12 protein-coding genes are annotated in these 19854 nt (G+C 41.7%); all 12 read left to right on the forward strand.

What is annotated here, in order from left to right:
- Positions 1 to 181: 181 nt before the first annotated feature.
- The 12 genes from GGQ60_RS12320 (at position 182) to GGQ60_RS12375 (ending at position 19745) form a co-directional block, all read left to right on the forward strand.
- On the forward strand, positions 182 to 1858 hold the full coding sequence (locus GGQ60_RS12320) for a M1 family metallopeptidase (RefSeq protein WP_183764352.1): 1677 nt from the start codon (positions 182 to 184) through the stop codon (positions 1856 to 1858).
- 327 nt (positions 1859 to 2185) lie between these two features.
- Positions 2186 to 3103: a dihydrodipicolinate synthase family protein gene (locus GGQ60_RS12325; protein ID WP_183764355.1), complete on the forward strand. Its 918-nt coding sequence runs from the start codon at positions 2186 to 2188 to the stop codon at positions 3101 to 3103.
- A gap of 14 nt (positions 3104 to 3117) precedes the next feature.
- Complete coding sequence (locus GGQ60_RS12330) at positions 3118 to 4704, forward strand: aldehyde dehydrogenase (NADP(+)) (RefSeq protein ID WP_183764360.1); 1587 nt, start codon at positions 3118 to 3120, stop codon at positions 4702 to 4704.
- Positions 4697 to 5698, forward strand: coding sequence for a 4-hydroxyproline epimerase (locus GGQ60_RS12335; protein WP_183764363.1), 1002 nt, complete (start codon positions 4697 to 4699; stop codon positions 5696 to 5698). Before GGQ60_RS12330 ends, GGQ60_RS12335 begins: the two co-directional genes overlap by 8 nt.
- Positions 5699 to 5739: 41 nt before the next feature.
- Positions 5740 to 6981, forward strand: coding sequence for an NAD(P)/FAD-dependent oxidoreductase (locus GGQ60_RS12340; protein WP_183764365.1), 1242 nt, complete (start codon positions 5740 to 5742; stop codon positions 6979 to 6981).
- A gap of 360 nt (positions 6982 to 7341) precedes the next feature.
- Positions 7342 to 8244: an AraC family transcriptional regulator gene (locus GGQ60_RS12345; RefSeq protein WP_183764368.1), complete on the forward strand. Its 903-nt coding sequence runs from the start codon at positions 7342 to 7344 to the stop codon at positions 8242 to 8244.
- Positions 8245 to 8328: 84 nt separating this feature from the next.
- The gene (locus GGQ60_RS12350; RefSeq protein ID WP_183764371.1) at positions 8329 to 10107 is read left to right on the forward strand and encodes a DUF885 family protein; all 1779 of its coding nucleotides are present in this window, start codon (positions 8329 to 8331) and stop codon (positions 10105 to 10107) included.
- A 39-nt stretch (positions 10108 to 10146) separates the two neighbouring features.
- Complete coding sequence (locus GGQ60_RS12355) at positions 10147 to 11595, forward strand: APC family permease (protein WP_183764823.1); 1449 nt, start codon at positions 10147 to 10149, stop codon at positions 11593 to 11595.
- A 76-nt stretch (positions 11596 to 11671) separates the two neighbouring features.
- A complete protein-coding gene (locus GGQ60_RS12360; protein ID WP_183764374.1) occupies positions 11672 to 13966 on the forward strand; it encodes a S9 family peptidase in 2295 nt (764 codons plus the stop codon).
- Positions 13967 to 14282: 316 nt separating this feature from the next.
- Positions 14283 to 14771, forward strand: coding sequence for a DUF6265 family protein (locus GGQ60_RS12365; RefSeq protein WP_183764376.1), 489 nt, complete (start codon positions 14283 to 14285; stop codon positions 14769 to 14771).
- A 42-nt stretch (positions 14772 to 14813) separates the two neighbouring features.
- On the forward strand, positions 14814 to 15590 hold the full coding sequence (locus GGQ60_RS12370) for an NIPSNAP family protein (RefSeq protein ID WP_229685009.1): 777 nt from the start codon (positions 14814 to 14816) through the stop codon (positions 15588 to 15590).
- A gap of 348 nt (positions 15591 to 15938) precedes the next feature.
- On the forward strand, positions 15939 to 19745 hold the full coding sequence (locus GGQ60_RS12375; RefSeq protein ID WP_183764382.1) for a TIM-barrel domain-containing protein: 3807 nt from the start codon (positions 15939 to 15941) through the stop codon (positions 19743 to 19745).
- Positions 19746 to 19854: the final 109 nt, after the last annotated feature.

Consider the following 19854-nt stretch of genomic DNA (forward strand, 5'->3'; position numbering starts at 1 on the left):
AGCACAGAACGGGAAACGGAGTGTTTGGCACAAACTGATGTTAAATAAACCTGATAGAGCGGATGCTCCCGATTCTTCATCGGAGCAGGAGGGATAGCAGGACTGCCGTAACCGATGAAAAACTAAAACTGCTTTTCCAATTATTAGCACACTATTATACTATGATAACCCGCAAAAAGATATGAAAAAATTAATACATATATCCTTAATAGTCAGTCTAGCATTATCCAGCCAGGTACTTTTTGCACAGTCGCCGCAAAAGACTTATACTTTAGCCGATACTTTAAGGGGAAGTTTAAATGCCGAACGTACCTGGTGGGATGTACAGCGCTATGAGCTTTCTGTAAAGCCCGATTATAAGGATAAAAGTATAACTGGCTCAAATAAAATTGTATACCAAGTTGTGCAGCCTAATAACGGTAATACCCGTATGCAGATCGATTTGCAGGAGCCGTTAATTATTGATAGTGTTTTATATAATGGCAGCAAGAATTTAAAATTTGAGCATGCCGGCAGTGTTTGGTATGTACAGGTTCCGGCGCAAAAATTAGCTGCGCAGAACAGCGTAAATATTTTTTACCATGGAAAAGTACACCAGGCCAAAAGGGCCCCGTGGGATGGTGGTTTTATTTTTACCACCGATTCGCTCGCACGTCCATGGATGACTGTTGCCTGCCAGGGCTTGGGCGCATCAGTATGGTATCCGAATAAAGATCATCAAAGCGACGAACCTAACCTGGGCGCTTCTTTAACCATGACCGTTCCGGATACTTTAATAGCTGTAGGTAACGGGCGCCTGGTATTTAAAAAAGATAACCACGATGGTACCACAACCTATCAGTACAATGTTAAAAACCCGATCAGTAATTATTGCATTATCCCTTATATAGGTAAGTACGTTAATTTTAAGGAGAAATATGCTGGCGAAAAAGGTGCACTCGATGTGAATTATTGGGTGCTGGATTACCATTACCCCAGGGCCAAAACCTATATGCCCGATCAGGTACATAAAATGATGAAAAGCATGGAGCATTGGTTTGGCCCGTATCCTTTTTACGAAGATGGTTATCAGCTGATCGATGCTTCGCATACCGGAATGGAACATCAATCGGCAGTGTCTTATGGCAATGGCTATCAGTTTGGTTATAGGGGCAGGGATATGTCTGGCAATGGCTGGGGTTTGAAGTGGGATTTTATCATTATTCACGAAAGCGGGCACGAATGGTTTGGCAATAACATTACCACCAACGATCTGGCCGATATGTGGGTGCACGAAGGATTCACCAATTATAGCGAAACATTATTTGTGGATTATATTTTTGGTGAGCAGGCGGGAAACGAATATAATTTCGGGATCAGGAAGGGGATTAAGAACGACCAGCCAATTATTCCAGACTACGGCGTAAATGCGCAGGGTAGTGGTGATATGTACCCGAAGGGTGGGAACATGCTGCATGCCATCAGGAACAGTTTAAATAACGATGCGCTTTTTAGATCCATATTGCGCGGCCTTAACCAAACTTTTTATCATCAAACGGTAACAACGCGGCAAATCGAAAATTACATTTCCAAAAAAGCAGGATACGATTTTTCGAGGGTGTTTGATCAATACCTCCGTACCACGCAAATACCGGTATTCGAATATTACCTTAAAGATGGAAAAGCATTTTACCGGTACCGTGATTGCGTTAAAGGGTTTAATTTACCGCTAACTTTAAAAAAAGGGGTCATCAAAACGCTTAAAATTATACCCTCGCAAAGCTGGCAGCAGGTTACTTTAGCCAAAGGCCAGGAAGCTTTATTTACAAAGACCGGTATCGAATTTATGTATTACTTAAGGGTAGAAAATACAAAATAAACTTAACCGGCCGGAAGACTTATCCAGGTAACTTTAAGGCCTTACTTAATAGCCCATTTCCGGGCAGCACGATGTTATGCCTCATTTTTTGCTGCTTTATTGTTCTGCCCAGGTGAAATAATTTACCGTTCAGCAGCATTTCCCTTTGTTTTTCAACTTGGTGTATTTTCGGTCGGTATTGGTTAAAATCCAATAACATTAGCTTGAGCTTATCGCCTAAATTTGAACTTGCATTTATGGGTTTGTTAATATAAATCCAAATTAAGGGTATTTTGAGTAATTAACTTAAAAAGCATATCAATCATCATATTAAAATTATAAGATTAAATGAGTATTAAATGGACCGGGGTTTTCCCTGCTGTAACGACAAAATTTACAGCAAACGATGAGTTAGATTTTCCGGCTTTCGATTTAAATATCGAAGCGCAATTAGAAGCAGGTGCGGAAGGGATTATTTTAGGTGGATCGCTTGGCGAAGCCAGTGTACTAAGCGATGAAGAGAAGTTTGGTCTGTTATCGCATACCTTAACCCTGGTAAATGGCCGTGTACCGGTTTTACTAAACATTGCAGAATCAACCACAAAAAAAGCAATCGAGGTAGCTAAAAAAGCTGAATCGCTGGGTGCACAAGGTTTAATGTTGCTGCCACCTATGCGCTATAATGCAGCTCCGGACGAAACTTTGGCCTTTTTTGGCGCAATTGCAGAAAGTACGAGCCTGCCAATTATGATTTACAATAACCCTGTTGATTATAAAATCGAAGTAACCTTAGATATGTTTGAGGTTTTAACCAAATACGATAATATCCAGGCGATAAAAGAATCGACCAGGGATGTGTCAAATGTAACCCGTTTGATCAACCGTTTCGGCGACCGTTTCAAAATCTTCACCGGTGTAGATCCGTTAGCCATGGAAAGTCTGGTAATGGGCGCACATGGATGGGTTGCAGGTTTGGTTGATGCTTTTCCGAAAGAAACTGTAGCCATTTTCAGATTGGTTAAACAAAACCGCATTGCAGAAGCTTTGGCTATTTACCGTTGGTTCTTGCCGGTATTGGAACTGGATATTCACCCTAAATTGGTGCAGTACATTAAGCTGGCAGAGGTAGCCACCGGGTTAGGTACAGAAGCCGTTCGTGCACCACGTTTACCGGTAAGCGGCGCAGAAAGAGAAAAAGTGTTAAAAATCATTAACGATGCATTGGCTGTTCGTCCGGAATTACCTGAAGGTAGCTGGGGCAAATAGTATAAAAACCAAATATGAACGGGAAAAATATTGTAGCAAACACTTATGTAGAAGTTAGTGGAAGAAGCCTTAAAGCAGTTAATCCCGCAACGGGATTAACGCTTGATGGCGAATTTTTTAAGGCTGACGAGCATTTGGTTGATGAAGCCTTAACATCTGCAACATTGGCTTTTCAAAGCTATAGAAACCTGAATAAAGACCTTAAAGCAGCTTTTTTAACTGCCATAGCCGATGAAATCGCTGATCTTGGCGAAGAATTGGTAAACAGGGCTTCGGCAGAAAGCGGCTTACCTTTAGCCCGCTTACAGGGCGAACTGGGCCGGACTACTGGTCAGCTAAGGTTGTTTGCCAACCTGGTTGCCGAGGGTTCGTGGGTTGATGCCATTATTGATACCGCGTTGCCTGACAGGCAACCTTTGCCAAGGCCTGATATCAGACGGATGCTGATCCCAATCGGGCCGGTAGTGGTTTTTGGTGCGAGTAATTTTCCGCTTGCTTTTTCAGTTGCAGGAGGCGATACGGCTTCGGCACTCGCTTCGGGTTGCCCGGTAATTGTTAAAGCTCATCCCGCACATTATGGAACCAGTGCATTGGTAGGTGCTGCAATCGTTAAAGCTGCAGAAAAAACAGGAATGCCAAAGGGCGTTTTCTCTTTATTGTATGATGACGGTTATAGCATTGGAGCTGGCCTGGTTCAGCATCCCTTAACTAAAGCCGTAACGTTTACGGGTTCGTTTAAAGGCGGAATGGCTTTGATCAACCTTGCTCAACAGCGCGAACAACCTATTCCTGTTTTTGCAGAAATGGGAAGTATCAACCCGGTAATTTTTCTTCCACTAGTCTTAGAAAACCAGGCAGAAGAACTGGCTAAAAAATATGCTGCTTCCATTACATTGGGTGCGGGCCAGTTTTGTACCAATCCGGGTTTGCTGTTAGCGGTTCAATCGCCGGCACTCGAAAACTTTAAGGCTGTTTTAAGTGAAGCAATTGCTGCTGTTCCTTCAGCAACCATGCTAACCGAGGGTATTGCCGGTAATTACGATAAACTTTCTACTGAAATTATAAATGAAGAAGGAGTAGAGGTAATTGCTATTTCTGATCTGCATAATAATGAATTAAAAAATCAATCAACAGCCAAGATTGCTCAGGTAAGCGCAGCTGACTTTATCAGTAATCCAAAACTGCGAGAAGAAATTTTCGGACCATATTCTTTATTGGTGGTGGCCAACAATGTTGCGGAACTCGAGAAAACGATCGAAGTATTGGAAGGGCAGCTCACCGTAACCTTAATGGCTGCAAAACAGGAACTTCAGCATTACCAGGCGCTGGTGAATAAGCTGACGGATAAAACCGGAAGAATCATACTGAATGGAGTGCCTACAGGTGTGGAAGTTTGTGCAGCCATGCAACACGGCGGGCCATTTCCGGCTACCAACGATAGCCGTTTTACATCGGTTGGTTCTACTGCGATCAATCGTTTTGTAAGGCCATTGGCTTATCAGGATTGGGAACAGGAATTATTGCCGGATGAATTGAAAGATGGAAATCCATTGGGTATTTTCAGAACGGTAAATCAAAAATTAACGAAATCTCATGAGTAAAACTTTTTTTTGTGTAGACGCACATACCTGCGGAAATCCGGTTAGGTTGGTTGCAGGTGGCGGACCTCAGCTTAACGGCTCGAACATGAGCGAAAAGCGCCAGCATTTTTTGAAAGAATTCGATTGGATTCGAACCGGTTTAATGTTCGAACCACGCGGACACGACATGATGTCTGGCAGTATCCTTTACCCGCCCCACGATCCGGCTAATGACGTAGCTGTACTGTTTATCGAAACCAGTGGTTGCCTCCCGATGTGCGGTCACGGTACTATCGGTACCATTACCATCGCTATTGAAGAAGGGCTCATCCAACCGAAAATACCAGGGGTAATCAGGATGGAAGCCCCCGCCGGATTGGTATTGATTGAATATAAACAGGAAGGTAAAAAGGTTAAATCGGTTAAACTGAAAAACGTGGCTTCTTATCTGGCTGCCGAAAATCTTCAGGTAGAGTGCCCCGATTTGGGGATGCTTAGTTTTGATGTGGCTTATGGCGGAAATTTCTACGCCATTGTAGATCCGCAGGAAAATTTTCCAGGCCTTGAAAACTATACCGCTGCGCAACTGGTTACCTGGAGCCAGACCATCAGAAAACAAATAAACGAACAATATACTTTTGTTCACCCACAGGATGCTACCATAAACGGCTGCAGCCACATACTATGGACAGGAAAAACAATAGACCCTAATTCAACTGCAAGGAATGCCGTTTTTTATGGCGATAAGGCCATTGACCGGTCGCCTTGCGGAACGGGTACCTCGGCACGCCTGGCCCAATGGTTTGCTAAAGGGAAACTAAAACAGGGAGAGGATTTTGTTCATGAAAGTTTTATTGGCAGCAAGTTTATTGGAAGAGTTGAAGAAGTTGTAGACCTGAACGGAATCAAAGCCATCATACCAAGTGTAGAGGGTTGGGCAAAAGTTTATGGCTACAATACCATCAAAGTAGATGCCGAAGATGATCCGTATGCTTATGGATTTCAGGTGATTTAATGGGATTTAAAAAAATAATATCAGCAGTATAAATTAAAAGGATGTCGAAAGTATTAATTATAGGTGGTGGAATTGTAGGCCTGACTTCAGCGTTTTACCTGCAGAAAAGGGGTTACGAAATAACAATTCTGGATAAAGGAGATATTACCGACAACTGCTCATTTGGTAATGCCGGGATGATTGTACCAAGCCATTTTGTGCCTTTGGCTGCACCTGGTATGATCAAACAAGGGATCCGCTGGATGTTCGACAGCAAAAGTCCCTTTTATGTTCGTCCGTCTTTAAATGTTAACCTCATTAACTGGGGTCTGAAATTTATGAAACATGCCACGGCAAAACATGTAAGCCAATCGGCAGTGCCCTTACGCGATTTATCATTACTGAGCAAAAAGCTATATGAAGGTTTGGCAAAGGAGCCTGATTTCGATTTCGAATTGACGAATAATGGTATTCTGGCATTTTATAAAACAGAAAAAGCAGGAGAGGAAGAAGCGCATTTAGCGGCAAAAGCAGTTGAACTGGGCCTGGATATGGCGGTACTATCTGCTGATGAATGCCGTGCATTACAACCTGATTTAAAATTAGATGTTTTAGGCGCTGTGCATTACCGCTGCGATGCCCATCTTTATCCGACAAAATTGATGGATGCTTTGCTTAAGTATTTAGTAAACAATGGTGTTAAGATAGAACGTGGCAAAGAGGTTGATAGAATTGAAACGGCAGGCAATCGCATTACAAAGGTTTTTACAGGCAATATCGCCTGGGAAGCCGATCAGTATGTTTTGGCAACCGGTTCATGGTCGCCGGCTGTGGCAAAAATGGCCGGCGTGAAGATCTCTTTAATGCCTGGTAAAGGTTATTCTTTTATGGAACCGGAACCTCAGCAGCGTTTAACCATTCCGGCACTGCTTTGCGAAGCCAGGGTGGCCATAACGCCAATGAACGGCCAGATCAGGTATGGTGGTACCATGGAGTTAGATAAGATTAATACCCGCATTAATATGGAAAGGGTTAAAGGGATTGTAGAATCGGTTCCGGCCTATTTTCCAGATTTAAAGCCGGCAGTTCCTTCAGAAAAAGATATCTGGTATGGTTTCCGGCCATCATCTCCTGATGGTTTGCCGTATATCGGAAGAAGCGAAAAAAGAGAAAACCTGATCATCGCTACCGGACACGGTATGATGGGATTAAGTTTAGGGCCGGCAACAGGTTTATTGGTTAGCCAGATTGTTTCAGGTATCGCTACCGATCTGAAAATGGAGCCTTATGCAGTAACGAGGTAATACACCTTGTTAGTCGGGATTACAAATCCCGGCTTCACCATTTTTGATTTTTTCCACTGGATTAAAAATCCACAATACATTGCGCCGGATTATAAATCCAGACCAGCAAATCGGGGTGTTTCGCCCAAAAATCTCCTTATTTGACTTTATAATAATTCGAATTAATCGATTTAGATGTTGCCTTACAGCGTGTTAACTAAATATATAGTGGTCTGTGAGCAGGCAATCCCCAGCAAAAGTCTGTCATATTTTACCAAATTATAGCAGGATTTTAACCTTATATAAGTTTTATTGGTTTATTTGAGTTAATATTCATACATTCAATTCGAAATCAACAAACCAAACTTAACTAACTGAACAATGAAAGTATTACCATTTACCATGCTTGTTCCTGATGACAAGAGTGTGATATCGGAACATATTGAATTGCCTTATTTTTACCAATACCTGCACCGCCACGACGAATGGCAGATCACCTACATAGAAAAGGGAGAGGGTACGTTAATTGCAGGGAATGATATGCATGCTTTCCGGTCGGGCGATATTTTTGTAATCGGCGCAAAACTTCCGCATCTGTTTAAAAGCAATCCCGAGTATTTCTCTGCTGACAGCAATAAGACGATCAAGGCATGCTCCATTTACTTTAATCCGAATGGTATTTTGGCTTCCTTGTTTAATCTTCCAGAAATGAAGATGGCCAGTAGTTTTTTAGCTAAAAACAAACATGGTTTCAAAATTCCGGCTGCTTTTACTAAAAACATGGTAACCAAAATGTTTAATGTTCATGAAGCGTCGGGAGTTGATGTGCTGTTTAACTTTCTGAAATTGGTTAACAGCCTCCAGGATTTAAATGAGAATGTAGAGCCATTATGCTCGGAGATGTATTCTTCAAACGTAACCGAGAATGAAGGCATGCGTTTAAGCAAGATCATAAACTTTATCACCGAAAACTACAATAACCAGATTTCTTTAGAAGATGTGGCCAATGCCGCATTTATGACCCCTCAGGCCTTCTGCAGGTATTTTAAGAAACACACCGGGCATACTTTTGTATCATTTTTAAATGAAGTAAGAATTAACGATGCCTGTAAAAGCCTTATTTCGGGCGAAAAGGCCGATTGCATTTCAGGCGTAGCCTATAAAGCGGGCTTTAATAGCATTACCAATTTTAACCGGGTATTTAAAAGTATTATCGGGCAATCGCCAAGGGCATATATAGATACCTATAATAATGTAAGCAGGGTAAGCTATGTAGGCGCCTAAGCAAAAACACTTTATTTTTTACCAAAAAGCAAGCTATTTTTTCAAATGGACGCAAATGCTATTTGCCAAACTGAACCGACCCCAATGCGAAGTAAATCAATTTTTTTAGTTTTTCTGTTCATGCTAAGCCTGTTGCCAGGTACTTTTGTATTTGCGCAAACTTCGAATCAGAGTTTGTACGAACAGACCAGCGAAATGGGTACGCTCATTGTAGGCTACCAAAGGGATGTTGATGCCATTAACGATTTTTATTATCCGTATTCTACAGGCGGCACTTATTCTTTCCCGATGACTACTTTTAAAAGTCCGGAGCAGAGAAAACGCCTGCGGGATATCAACAACGATTACTTAAGCAAGTTAAAATTGGCCGGGTTTGAGCGCTTTAGTATTTATGGCAAAGTAGATTATATCCTGCTTAAAAAGGAGATAGAATCTTCTGCCTGGCTCTTAGCTAAAGAGGAGGCAGATTATAATGCCCTATCGAAGTATTTTACCTTTGCTGATGCCATTTATGCACTCGAAAAATTAAGAAGAAGGGGGACGTACCAGGAAGGTGCTGTACTGGCTGCACAGATCGATAACATTGCGAAGCAGGTTGATGCCTTGAACCTTAATTTCAAAAAAGGGATATTAAAACCCGATCAGCTTAAAATGGCAACGGCCATAACTTTGAGTTTAAAATACCGTTTAAAGGGTTTTTATCAATTTTATATGGATTACGAGCCCGGTTTTACCTGGTGGGTGCCTAAACCTTACGAGCGGTTAGACCTCGCTTTAACCAATTACGCTAAACTTTTTAACGATAATAGCGATGCGGTTCCCGTAAAATCAACTAAACCAGAAATTAAAGGAAATCCGATTGGAAGAGAAGAGCTGATCAGGCAATTAAATGCGGAGTTTATTCCTTATACGCCCGAAGAATTGATCAGGCTTGCCGAAAGAGAATTTAAGTTTTGCGACGAAGAGCTTTTGAAAGCATCAGCAGCTATGGGTTTTGGAAATGACTGGAAAAAAGCCCAGGAAAAAATCAAGAACAGTTATGTGCCTTTGGGTAAACAGCCAGAGCTGATTGTAAAACTCCAGGATGATGCCTTAAATTTTATAAAAGCCAACGATCTGATCAGCATCCCGGCGCTTGCAGAAGAAACCTGGGGTATGGTGATGATGTCGGCCGAACGCCAGCTGGTGAACCCGTTTTTTACCGGTGGACGCGAAATCAGCATTTCTTATCCAACCAATGCCATGGAGGAAGACGATAAGTTAATGAGCATGCGCGGCAACAATCCTTATTTTTCAAGGGGAACAGTACAGCACGAACTTTTACCGGGCCATCATTACCAGTATTTTATCAACAGCCGTTATAAAAGCTATCGCGATCCTTTTAAAACACCTTTCAGCGTAGAAGGCTGGCCGTTATATTGGGAGCTTTTGCTCTATGATAAAGGTTTTGCCAAAACCCCCGAAGAAAAAATGGGAATGCTTTTCTGGCGCATGCACCGTTGTGCCAGGATCCTTTTTTCGCTGAACTTCCACCTGGGTAAATGGACCCCTCAGCAATGCGTCGATTTCCTGGTCGACCGTGTAGGGCACGAACGTGCCAATGCCGAAGGCGAAGTACGAAGATCTTTCAAAGGCGATTACAGCCCTTTATACCAGGTAGCTTACCTTACCGGAGGATTACAGCTTTTTGCGCTTAAAAAAGAATTGGTTGATAGCGGTAAAATGAGCTTTAAGGATTTTCACGATGCTGTAATAAAGGAAAACTTAATCCCTGTAGAAATGATCAGGGCTACTTTAACCCAACAGCCCTTAACACGCGATTTCACTACCTCATGGCATTTTTACGACCAGCTTAATAAATAAAACCAATCGAACTATTTGAACCACCAAGCAACAGAACACATGATTGAAAAAGGAACCACCCAATTTAAACCCTCACTTAAACTGATGGATGCAACCATGCTTGTAGCCGGAAGTATGATCGGTTCGGGTATTTTTATTGTAAGTGCCGATATTACCCGTAATGTAGGCAGCTCCGGCTGGCTTTTAGTGGTTTGGCTCATTACAGGCTTCATGACACTTACTGCGGCATTGAGTTATGGCGAATTAAGCGCCATGTTCCCAAAAGCGGGCGGACAGTATATTTATTTAAAGGAAGCCTACAATCCGCTGATCAGTTTTTTGTATGGCTGGAGTTTTTTTACAGTAATCCAAACCGCAACCATTGCCGCAGTGGGGGTGGCCTTTGCCAAGTTTACGGCTTATCTCGTCCCTAAATTAAGTGAAGATTTGGTTGCCGTCGATTTAGTTTTTTTTACCATCTCACCGGCACAGCTGTTGGCCATTGGTATCATTATTTTACTTACTTATATCAACAGCAGAGGGGTTAATGGCGGTAAAGTAATCCAAACTACCTTTACCGTGGCTAAGTTGTTAAGTTTATTTGGACTGATCGTTTTCGGACTTTTCTTTTTAGATAAAGGGATCTGGAAAAACAATTGGGAAAATATGTGGACTTTAGGTCCGCTATCGGCCGATGGTAATATGGGTTCTTATACCACTTTTGCTGCCTTCGGAGCCATTGCTGCGGCAATGGTAGGTTCGATATTCAGTAGCGATTCCTGGCACAATGTTACTTTTATTGCCGGCGAAATTAAAAACCCTGCACGCAATATTGGGCTAAGTTTAGCCCTGGGAACCATTATGGTAACAGTACTCTACATCCTCACCAATGTGATGTATACCGGTGTACTTTCGCTACATGACATTGCTTATGCCGATAAAGACCGCGTGGCGGTTTCTGCAGCGAACCATATTTTCGGTACGGCAGGTACCATCATTATCGCATTAATGATTATGGTTTCGACTTTCGGTTGCAACAATGGCTTAATTATGGCTGGCGCCAGGGTGTATTATTCAATGGCTAACGACGGGCTCTTCTTTAAGAAAGTTGCTACACTCAACCAAAATGCAGTTCCGGGATTTGGGCTGTGGATACAGTGTATTTTTGCCTGCTTATGGTGTATTAGTGGAAAATACGGGGATCTTTTGGATATGATCTCTTTTGTGGTGGTTATGTTTTACATGCTCACCATCTTTGGTATTTTTATTTTGCGTAGAAAACGCCCTCATGCCGACCGACCTTATAAAGCCTTTGGTTACCCGGTATTACCCCTCATTTACATTGCAATGGGACTGGCGTTCTGCCTCCTGCTGATTATATTTAAACCCAAATTTACCTGGCCAGGATTAATTATCACTTTAATAGGCATACCGGTTTATTACCTGATTAAAGGGAGTATAGCCCGCCAGAACCTCAATGCAAAAGATGCAGTTAATGCGAAAGGTTAAAATAGTAATGTTACTGGTCAAAATTTGAAGGAAAACTGCAAAGCAGCCGTACTATATTTACCTTAAAAAATCTGTAATGAGCATTTACGCAACCGTTAAAAAATCAATAGCCTTCATTTTACTAAGTTTTGTTTCGTTTCAGTCGCTGGCACAGCAAGCCGGGTTGCGGCCGTACGCACCAAGTGCTGCTGAAGTGGCGGATGCCTACCGGTTATCCATGAAACTAGATACCGCCTTACGCAATATTCCAACCAACAACGAGCTTATTCCTTTTTGGAACAAAGATGGGACCGCCTTTTGGTACAAAAAGAATCTTCCCAACAGAACATGGGAATATTATAATGTAGAAGCTGCAACAGGTAAACGTAAAATCGCGTTCGATCATGATAAACTTGCACAGCGTATCGAAAAGCTCACCGGTAAAAAACAGAATCCACTAAAAATTCAACTTTCTGAGCTTTATTTTTCCGATAAGGGCAATACTGCAAAATTAAAAATACAGGATAATTGGTATGAGTTAAACCTAAACGATTATAATTTAACTAATACTAACGATACTACTATTTACCGCTATAATGCCAGGAGGCCTTTGCAGCAACGCAGATCGCGCTGGCAACGAAACCGGGAATCCAGAAAATCGCCGGATGGTAAAAGCGAAATCCTCATCCGCGGCGGCAACCTTTTTGTAATTGATTTAGCTACAAAGGCCGAAACCCAACTGACTACCGATGGTAATGCCGATAAGCCATATGGCGAGTTTGCATGGTCGCCTGATGGAAAAAATATTGTTGCCTATAAAATCGATCCGAAAGAATTTAAAAAAGTACATTATGTTTTAAGTGCTGTGCCGGGAACCACACGTGGCGAATTAAAGTCGAGGGAATACGCACAGCCTGGTGATGACTTTACCGCCTATCAGCCTTATGTTTTTAATGTAGCGACTAAAACTGCCATTAAGGTAGATGCTGAGCCGATCGATTTTTTTGGTGCACCGGAAATACATTGGCGCGAGCATAACAGCCGGTATTATACCTACGAGAAGGTAGACCGTGGCCACCAGCGTTTCAGGGTAATTGAAGTAGACGTTTTAACAGGGAAAACCAAAAACATTATCGACGAAAAAACCAAAACCTTCATTTACGAAAGCCGCATTTATACCAGGTATTTACCTAAAACAAATGAAATAATATGGACGAGCGAGCAGGACGGTTGGCGACACCTTTATTTGGTGGATGCCCTAACCGGAAAGCAGCGCTTAATTACAAAAGGAAATTATGTAGTTCGGGATATTGATAGTGTAGATATCGTAAAACGCCAGGTGTGGTTCAGGGCCAGTGGAATGCACGCTGACGAAGATCCTTATTTTATCCATTATTACAGGATTGGCTTTGATGGAAAGGGCCTGGTAAACCTCACACCAGAAAAAGGTAACCATAACCTCAGCTTTTCCCCAGATCGTAAATATTATATCGATAACTATTCCCAGGTAAATATACCGCCTGTTAGCGAACTGAGACTAACAGCCAGCACAAAAAAAATTAACGAAATAGAGCATGGAAAAACAGATGCTTATCTGGCAACGGGCGTTAAACTGCCTGAGGTGTTTGTGGCCAAGGGAAGAGATGGCATAACCGATATCTGGGGCATTGTTTGCCTCCCTTCAAAAATGGACCCGGACAAAACATATCCGGTTATCGAAAATATTTATGCAGGACCTCATGATAGTTTTGTACCTAAAAATTTCCTGCCGGCCAGCGAAATGCAGAGCATTGCCGAGTTAGGTTTTATAGTGGTACAGATCGATGGAATGGGTACTGCCAACCGGTCTAAAGCCTTTCATGATGTATGCTGGAAGAATATAGCTGATGCCGGATTTCCTGACAGGATATTGTGGATGAAAGCCATGGCGGTTAAATATCCCAATGCCGATATTTCAAGAGTTGGGATTTATGGTACTTCGGCGGGTGGGCAAAGCTCAACAGGAGCACTGTTGTTTCATCCCGAGTTTTACAAGGCCGCGGTTTCTGCCTGTGGTTGTCACGATAACCGCATCGATAAGCAGTGGTGGAACGAGCAATGGATGGGTTATCCCGTAGGGCCGCATTATGAAGAACAATCAAACATTACCAATGCAGGTAAATTACAGGGTAATCTATTCCTGATTGTTGGCGAGGCAGATGAAAATGTACCACCCGAATCGACCTACAGGCTTGCCGATGCACTGATCAAAGCAAATAAAAATTTCGATATTTTAAGTATTCCGGGCATGGGGCACAGTGATGGAGGTGTGTACGGACGCAGGCGTAAACGCGATTTCTTTGTGAAACATTTACTTAATGCCGAACCCCCAAATCCGAATCTTTCAAAATAGATGTGCTGGTTCACTGGTCATTGGTTCATTGGTCATTAGTAAATGCAAGCTTTTAACTGCCAATTGGTTATTGGTTATTAGTTATTAGTTCATTGGTAACTGCCAACTGTAAATTAGTTCACTGGTCATTAGTTCATTGGTCATTGGTTCATTGGTAACTGCCAACTGCAAACTGGTTTATTGGTCATTGGTTCACTGGTTTATTGGTCATTGGTTCACTGGTCATTGGTTCATTGATAACTGTAAACTACCAACTGCAACCTGGTTCATTCCATATTGGATATAATTAGTTATTTTAGCTATCATGAATTACGCTATGAAAAATAACTTTTGTTTTTTGACTTTTTTATTCTTTTCTATTCCGGCTTTTGCACAAATAAAAAAGGCTGCGGTAAAAGATTTGGCATTTATGTCTGGAACCTGGGTGCAGAAAAGTGAATGGGGTGATTTGGAAGAATTTTGGAGCCAACCAAAGGGCGAAAGCATGATGAGCAGCTTTAGGTGTATTAAAGAAGGGAAAGCTTTATTTTACGAATTCGTTGTGATTGAACTTGAAGAAGGTTTGCCCGTGATGAAGATGCGGCACTTTAACCGCGGGAGTATTGCCTGGGAGGAAAAAGAAAAACCACTGCTTTTTCCACTGGTCGCATTAAAAGGAAAACGGGCTGTTTTTGAAATGAAAGATAAATCGGTGAGGTTAAGCTATCAATTGATTACTAAAAATAAATTGAGTGTTGTGCTGGAAGAAAAGGATAAAAATGGGCAGCCGAAAAAAGATATTTTCAACTTTACCAGAAAACTTTAGTAATTTTCCGTTCAAATCAATCCATTTAACATGTTGCCAAAAATGAAAACACCTTGGCTGTTTCTACTTGTACTGTTATTCAGCGCATTTACTGCTAAGGCATCAACGATAGATTTTTATCAGATCAAAATTTACCACCTGAAAACCGATGCCCAGGAAAAAATGGTAGATGATTATTTGCAAAAAGCATATTTACCTGCATTACACCGCTGTGGCATTGCGAAAGTAGGTGTGTTTAAACCCATTGTAACAGATCAGGCTTTAGTTACTGAAAAACTGATTTATGTATTTATCCCATTAAAATCATTTAATGGAATTTTGGAACTGGATAAAAAGCTGGCAAAAGACAAACAATATACTGCTGATGGTAAAGACTACCTGGATGCTGTTTATAAAGAAGTTCCTTTCGAACGGTTAGAATCGATTGTATTAAAAGCTTTTGAAGGTGCTCCACATTTTATGTTACCTGATCTGAAATCGCCGATGAAAGAGCGGGTATACGAATTGAGGAGCTATGAAGCACCCACAGAGAAATATTTTCGGAATAAAGTCCAAATGTTTAATAAAGGCGACGAAATCGGTTTATTTAAAAGGTTAAATTTTAATGCCGTATTTTATGGGGAAGTAATTGCCGGTAGCCGCATGCCTAACCTGATGTATCTCACCACTTTCGAAAATAAAACCGATAGAGATGCACATTGGAAAGCTTTCTCTGCAGATGAATATTGGAAGAAACTATCGGCCATGCCAGAGTATCAGCATAATGTTTCTAAAAACGATACTAAATTTGTTTACCCAACAGACTACTCAGATATTTAAAAAGATAAAGCGAAAAAATAAGCCCTGAAAGCAAGAGGGGACATAAAATTACACGCAAGCTCCGGTAGCAGGAGCTGGTTATGAATATCCCTGATTTCTTTGCCTTAATGGCCTTGGAAATAAATCATACCTGGTAAAAAATCAGATAGGCAAACGATTGCGCGGTGTTTGTCGCTAAAAATGCGCTGCTTCCTTTAATGTGTTTGCTACCTTTATCGCCTAACCAGTAAAGCTAACTGCTAGCTTAACCTAAACAGATAACCAAAGCAAACATTAATGACCCCGCATTATTTTTTTAAACACTTTAAAATAACTCCTTTTAAAAACCGATCCAAGCGTGCTGCACTAATGGGTACGTGCATATTATTAGCCGCCCCGTTTTTTGCTTCTGCTCAAAAAAACGATCCGCTAGCACCACAGGCTCCCAAAGTGCTTGGAGTAAAAAAGATCAACACCACTACAGTAGAATTGTTGCTGTCCGATCACCAGCGTTTAACCTTAGATTTTTACGGCGATCATATTTTCCGTCTTTTCGAAGACCCTGCCGGAGGTCTTATCCGCGATCCGGAAGCCAAACCTGAAGCTAAAATTCTGGTAGAAAACCCACGCAGACCGGTTTCGGACTTGGCGATTAAAGATGAGGAAAATCAACTCTTCATCTCCACCGGCAAAATTACCGTTCTTGTCGATAAAAATACTTCCCTGATCAAAATTATCGACCTTGTTAAACAAACTGTTGCTGTTGAAGAATCAGCACCTGTTCAGTTCGACAAAGGAAAAGTAACCCTCAGCTTGAAAGAGCAGCCGGAGGAATATTTTTATGGTGGCGGAGTACAGAACGGCCGTTTCTCCCACAAGGGAAAAAATATTGCGATCGAAAACCAAAACTCCTGGACAGATGGAGGAGTTGCTTCGCCAACGCCTTTTTATTGGTCTACCAATGGTTACGCGGTAATGTGGCATACCTTTAGCAAAGGAAACTACAATTTTGGTGCTAAAGAAAAAGGATTGGTAAAACTGGTACATGAAACCGGTTACCTCGATATCTTTTTTATGATTAATAATGGGGCCGTACCTTTATTGAACGATTTTTACCAATTAACCGGAAACCCGGTTTTATTGCCAAAATTTGGTTTTTATCAAGGGCATTTAAATGCCTACAACCGCGATTTTTGGAAAGAGGACGAAAAGGGAATCTTATTCGAAAATGGAAAACGCTACAAAGAAAGTCAGAAAGATAATGACGGCATAAAAGAATCACTTAACGGCGAGAAAAACAATTATCAATTTTCAGCACGGGCGGTGATCGATCGTTATCAAAAAAATGATATGCCTTTAGGCTGGGTGCTCCCTAATGATGGCTATGGCGCAGGTTATGGACAAACTGAAACACTGGACGGAAACATTCAGAACCTAAAACTTTTTGGAGATTATGCCCGTAAAAATGGGGTAGAAATTGGCTTGTGGACCCAGTCTGACCTTCATCCTAAGCCAACAGCAAGCCCTTTATTACAACGCGATATTATTAAGGAAGTAAGAGATGCCGGTGTTCGGGTGTTAAAAACAGATGTGGCATGGGTGGGTGCCGGTTATTCGTTTGGGTTAAATGGTGTTGCCGATGTTGCACAGATTATGCCTCAATATGGCAATAATAGCCGCCCGTTTATCATTTCATTAGATGGTTGGGCAGGTACGCAACGGTATGCCGGCATCTGGTCGGGCGATCAAACCGGAGGCGTATGGGAATATATCCGTTTCCACATCCCTACTTACATTGGTTCAGGTTTATCAGGCCAGCCCAACATTACTTCCGATATGGACGGTATTTTTGGTGGTAAAAACCCGACCATTAACACGCGCGATTTTCAATGGAAAACCTTTACGCCAATGGAATTAAATATGGACGGCTGGGGTGCTAACGAAAAATATCCACATGCTTTAGGCGAACCTGTAACTTCAATTAACCGGAATTATTTAAAATTGAAATCGGCATTAATTCCCTATACCTATAGCGTGGCAAGAGAAGCTGTTTCCGGATTACCCATGATCAGGGCCATGTTTTTAGCAGATCCAAATGCCTATACCAAAGGTACTCCAACACAATACCAATATCTATACGGGCCCTCTTTTTTGGTAGCGCCAATTTACCAGGCAACACGGCCGGATGAAAAAGGTAACGATATCCGTAATGGCATTTACCTGCCGGAAGGAACCTGGATTGATTATTTTACCGGAGAAAAATATACCGGAAACTGCATCCTTAACAGCTTTGATTCGCCGTTATGGAAATTACCGGTTTTTGTGAAAAGCGGCGCTATTATTCCGTTAACGAACCCGAATAACCATGTTGCCGAAATCAATAAGGCAAACCGCATCTATGAACTGTATCCCTCTGGAAAAACCTCATTTACCGAATACGATGATGATGGTACTACCGAGGCTTATAAACTGGGAAAGGGCGTTCATACTTTAATCGAATCAGATCTTGATCAGAAGCGCAATGCATTGGTTACCATTCATCCTGCAAAGGGCGATTTTGATGGTTTTGTGAAAGAAAAAACAACTGAATTGGTGATCAACGTTACCGAAAAACCGAAAAGGTTAACCGCAAAAATTGGTAACCATAAAATCAAACTCAGTGAAGTAAACTCCAAAGAAGAGTTTTCGAAACAGGTTAACGTGTATTTCTACGATGCTGCACCCAATTTAAACCGATTTGCTACGAAGGGAAGCGAGTTTGAAAAAGTTGTAATGGTTAAAAACCCCCAGTTGCTGGTTAAACTTCAGGCTGCAGATATTACCATCAGCCCGGTAACACTTGGTATAAAGGGATTTAAATTTGAGCCTGCAGATCAGCAGCGCTCGTTAACGGGAAAATTAGGAGCTCCGCTTAATGCAGCCGTAAGCGATAAAAACAGGGGAGCTTATACGCTTACCCCAAGCTGGAGCAAAGTGCGCAACGCCGATTTTTATGAGATCGATTTTAACGGCATGCGTTATACTACCATCCGCGATACTGCTTTGTTATTTGATGATTTATTAGCCGAAACAGCCTATACATTTAAACTGCGTGCAGTAAATAAGGAAGGCTATTCTGATTGGACAGAGGTTAAGGCAACCACCAAAACCAATCCTTTAGAATTTGCCATTCAGGGTATTGTAGCTGAAACTACGGCAGAAAATCAAGGTGGTTCAGGCATCAATAAATTGTTTGAATTTGATGAAGGCAATATGTGGCATACCAAATGGGGGACTAAGGCGGTACCTTTTGATATGGTTATCGACCTGAAATCGATCAATCAGCTCGATAAATTCCACTATCTGCCGCGCACTGGAAGAGGAAATGGCATTTTGTTAAAAGGTAAAGTATTTTATAGCAACAATAAAGAAAACTGGACAGAGGCCGGTGCATTTGAATGGGCCAATAACGACGAAATCAAAATATTCAATTTCGCTACCCATCCGGCTGCCCGTTACCTCAAAATTGCCGTTGCCGATGGCGTAGGAGGTTTTGGCTCAGGCAGGGAGCTTTATGTGTTTAAGGTTCCCGGTACCGAAAGTTATCTTCCGGGCGATATCAATAACGATCGCTTAATCGACAAGAATGATTTAACCTCGTACATTAATTATACCGGTTTAAGAAAAGGTGATGCTGATTTCGAAGGTTATATCAGCAATGGTGATATTAATAAAAATAACCTGATTGATGCTTACGATATTTCAGTTGTGGCTACCCAGCTTGAGGGTGGTATAAACGAAAGTAAAATGGATAAAGTGGCAGGTAAACTGGAAATCACCACTGCCAAACACACTTACAACAAAGATGAAATAGTAGAAATTAAGGTAAAGGGAATAAACCTGAAATCAGTAAATGCATTAAGCTTTGCACTACCATACGCGGTACAGGATTATGATTTTGCAGGCATTGAAACTTTAAATATGAAGCAGATGGATAACCTGACCAACGATCGTTTGCACACCAGCGGTGCCAAGGTTTTGTATCCAACCTTTGTAAATATTGGCAATAAAGAAGCTTTAAATGGCACCGCCGATCTGTTTATCCTGAAATTAAAGGCAAAACATAAAGTACAATTCGGACTTAAGATTAGCGAAGGTTTATTGGTCGATAAAAACCTTAATACCGTTAAATTTTAATCGAGGTAACAGAAGTAACCGAATGCGGGACTGGGTTGATCAGTTCCGCATTTTTTGTTTCTGGTGTATCCCTCTTTTCAGTGGGGCGACTTGGGGATTGCCGTTCCGG

Source organism: Pedobacter zeae, from assembly GCF_014196715.1.
Taxonomy (GTDB): domain Bacteria; phylum Bacteroidota; class Bacteroidia; order Sphingobacteriales; family Sphingobacteriaceae; genus Pedobacter; species Pedobacter zeae.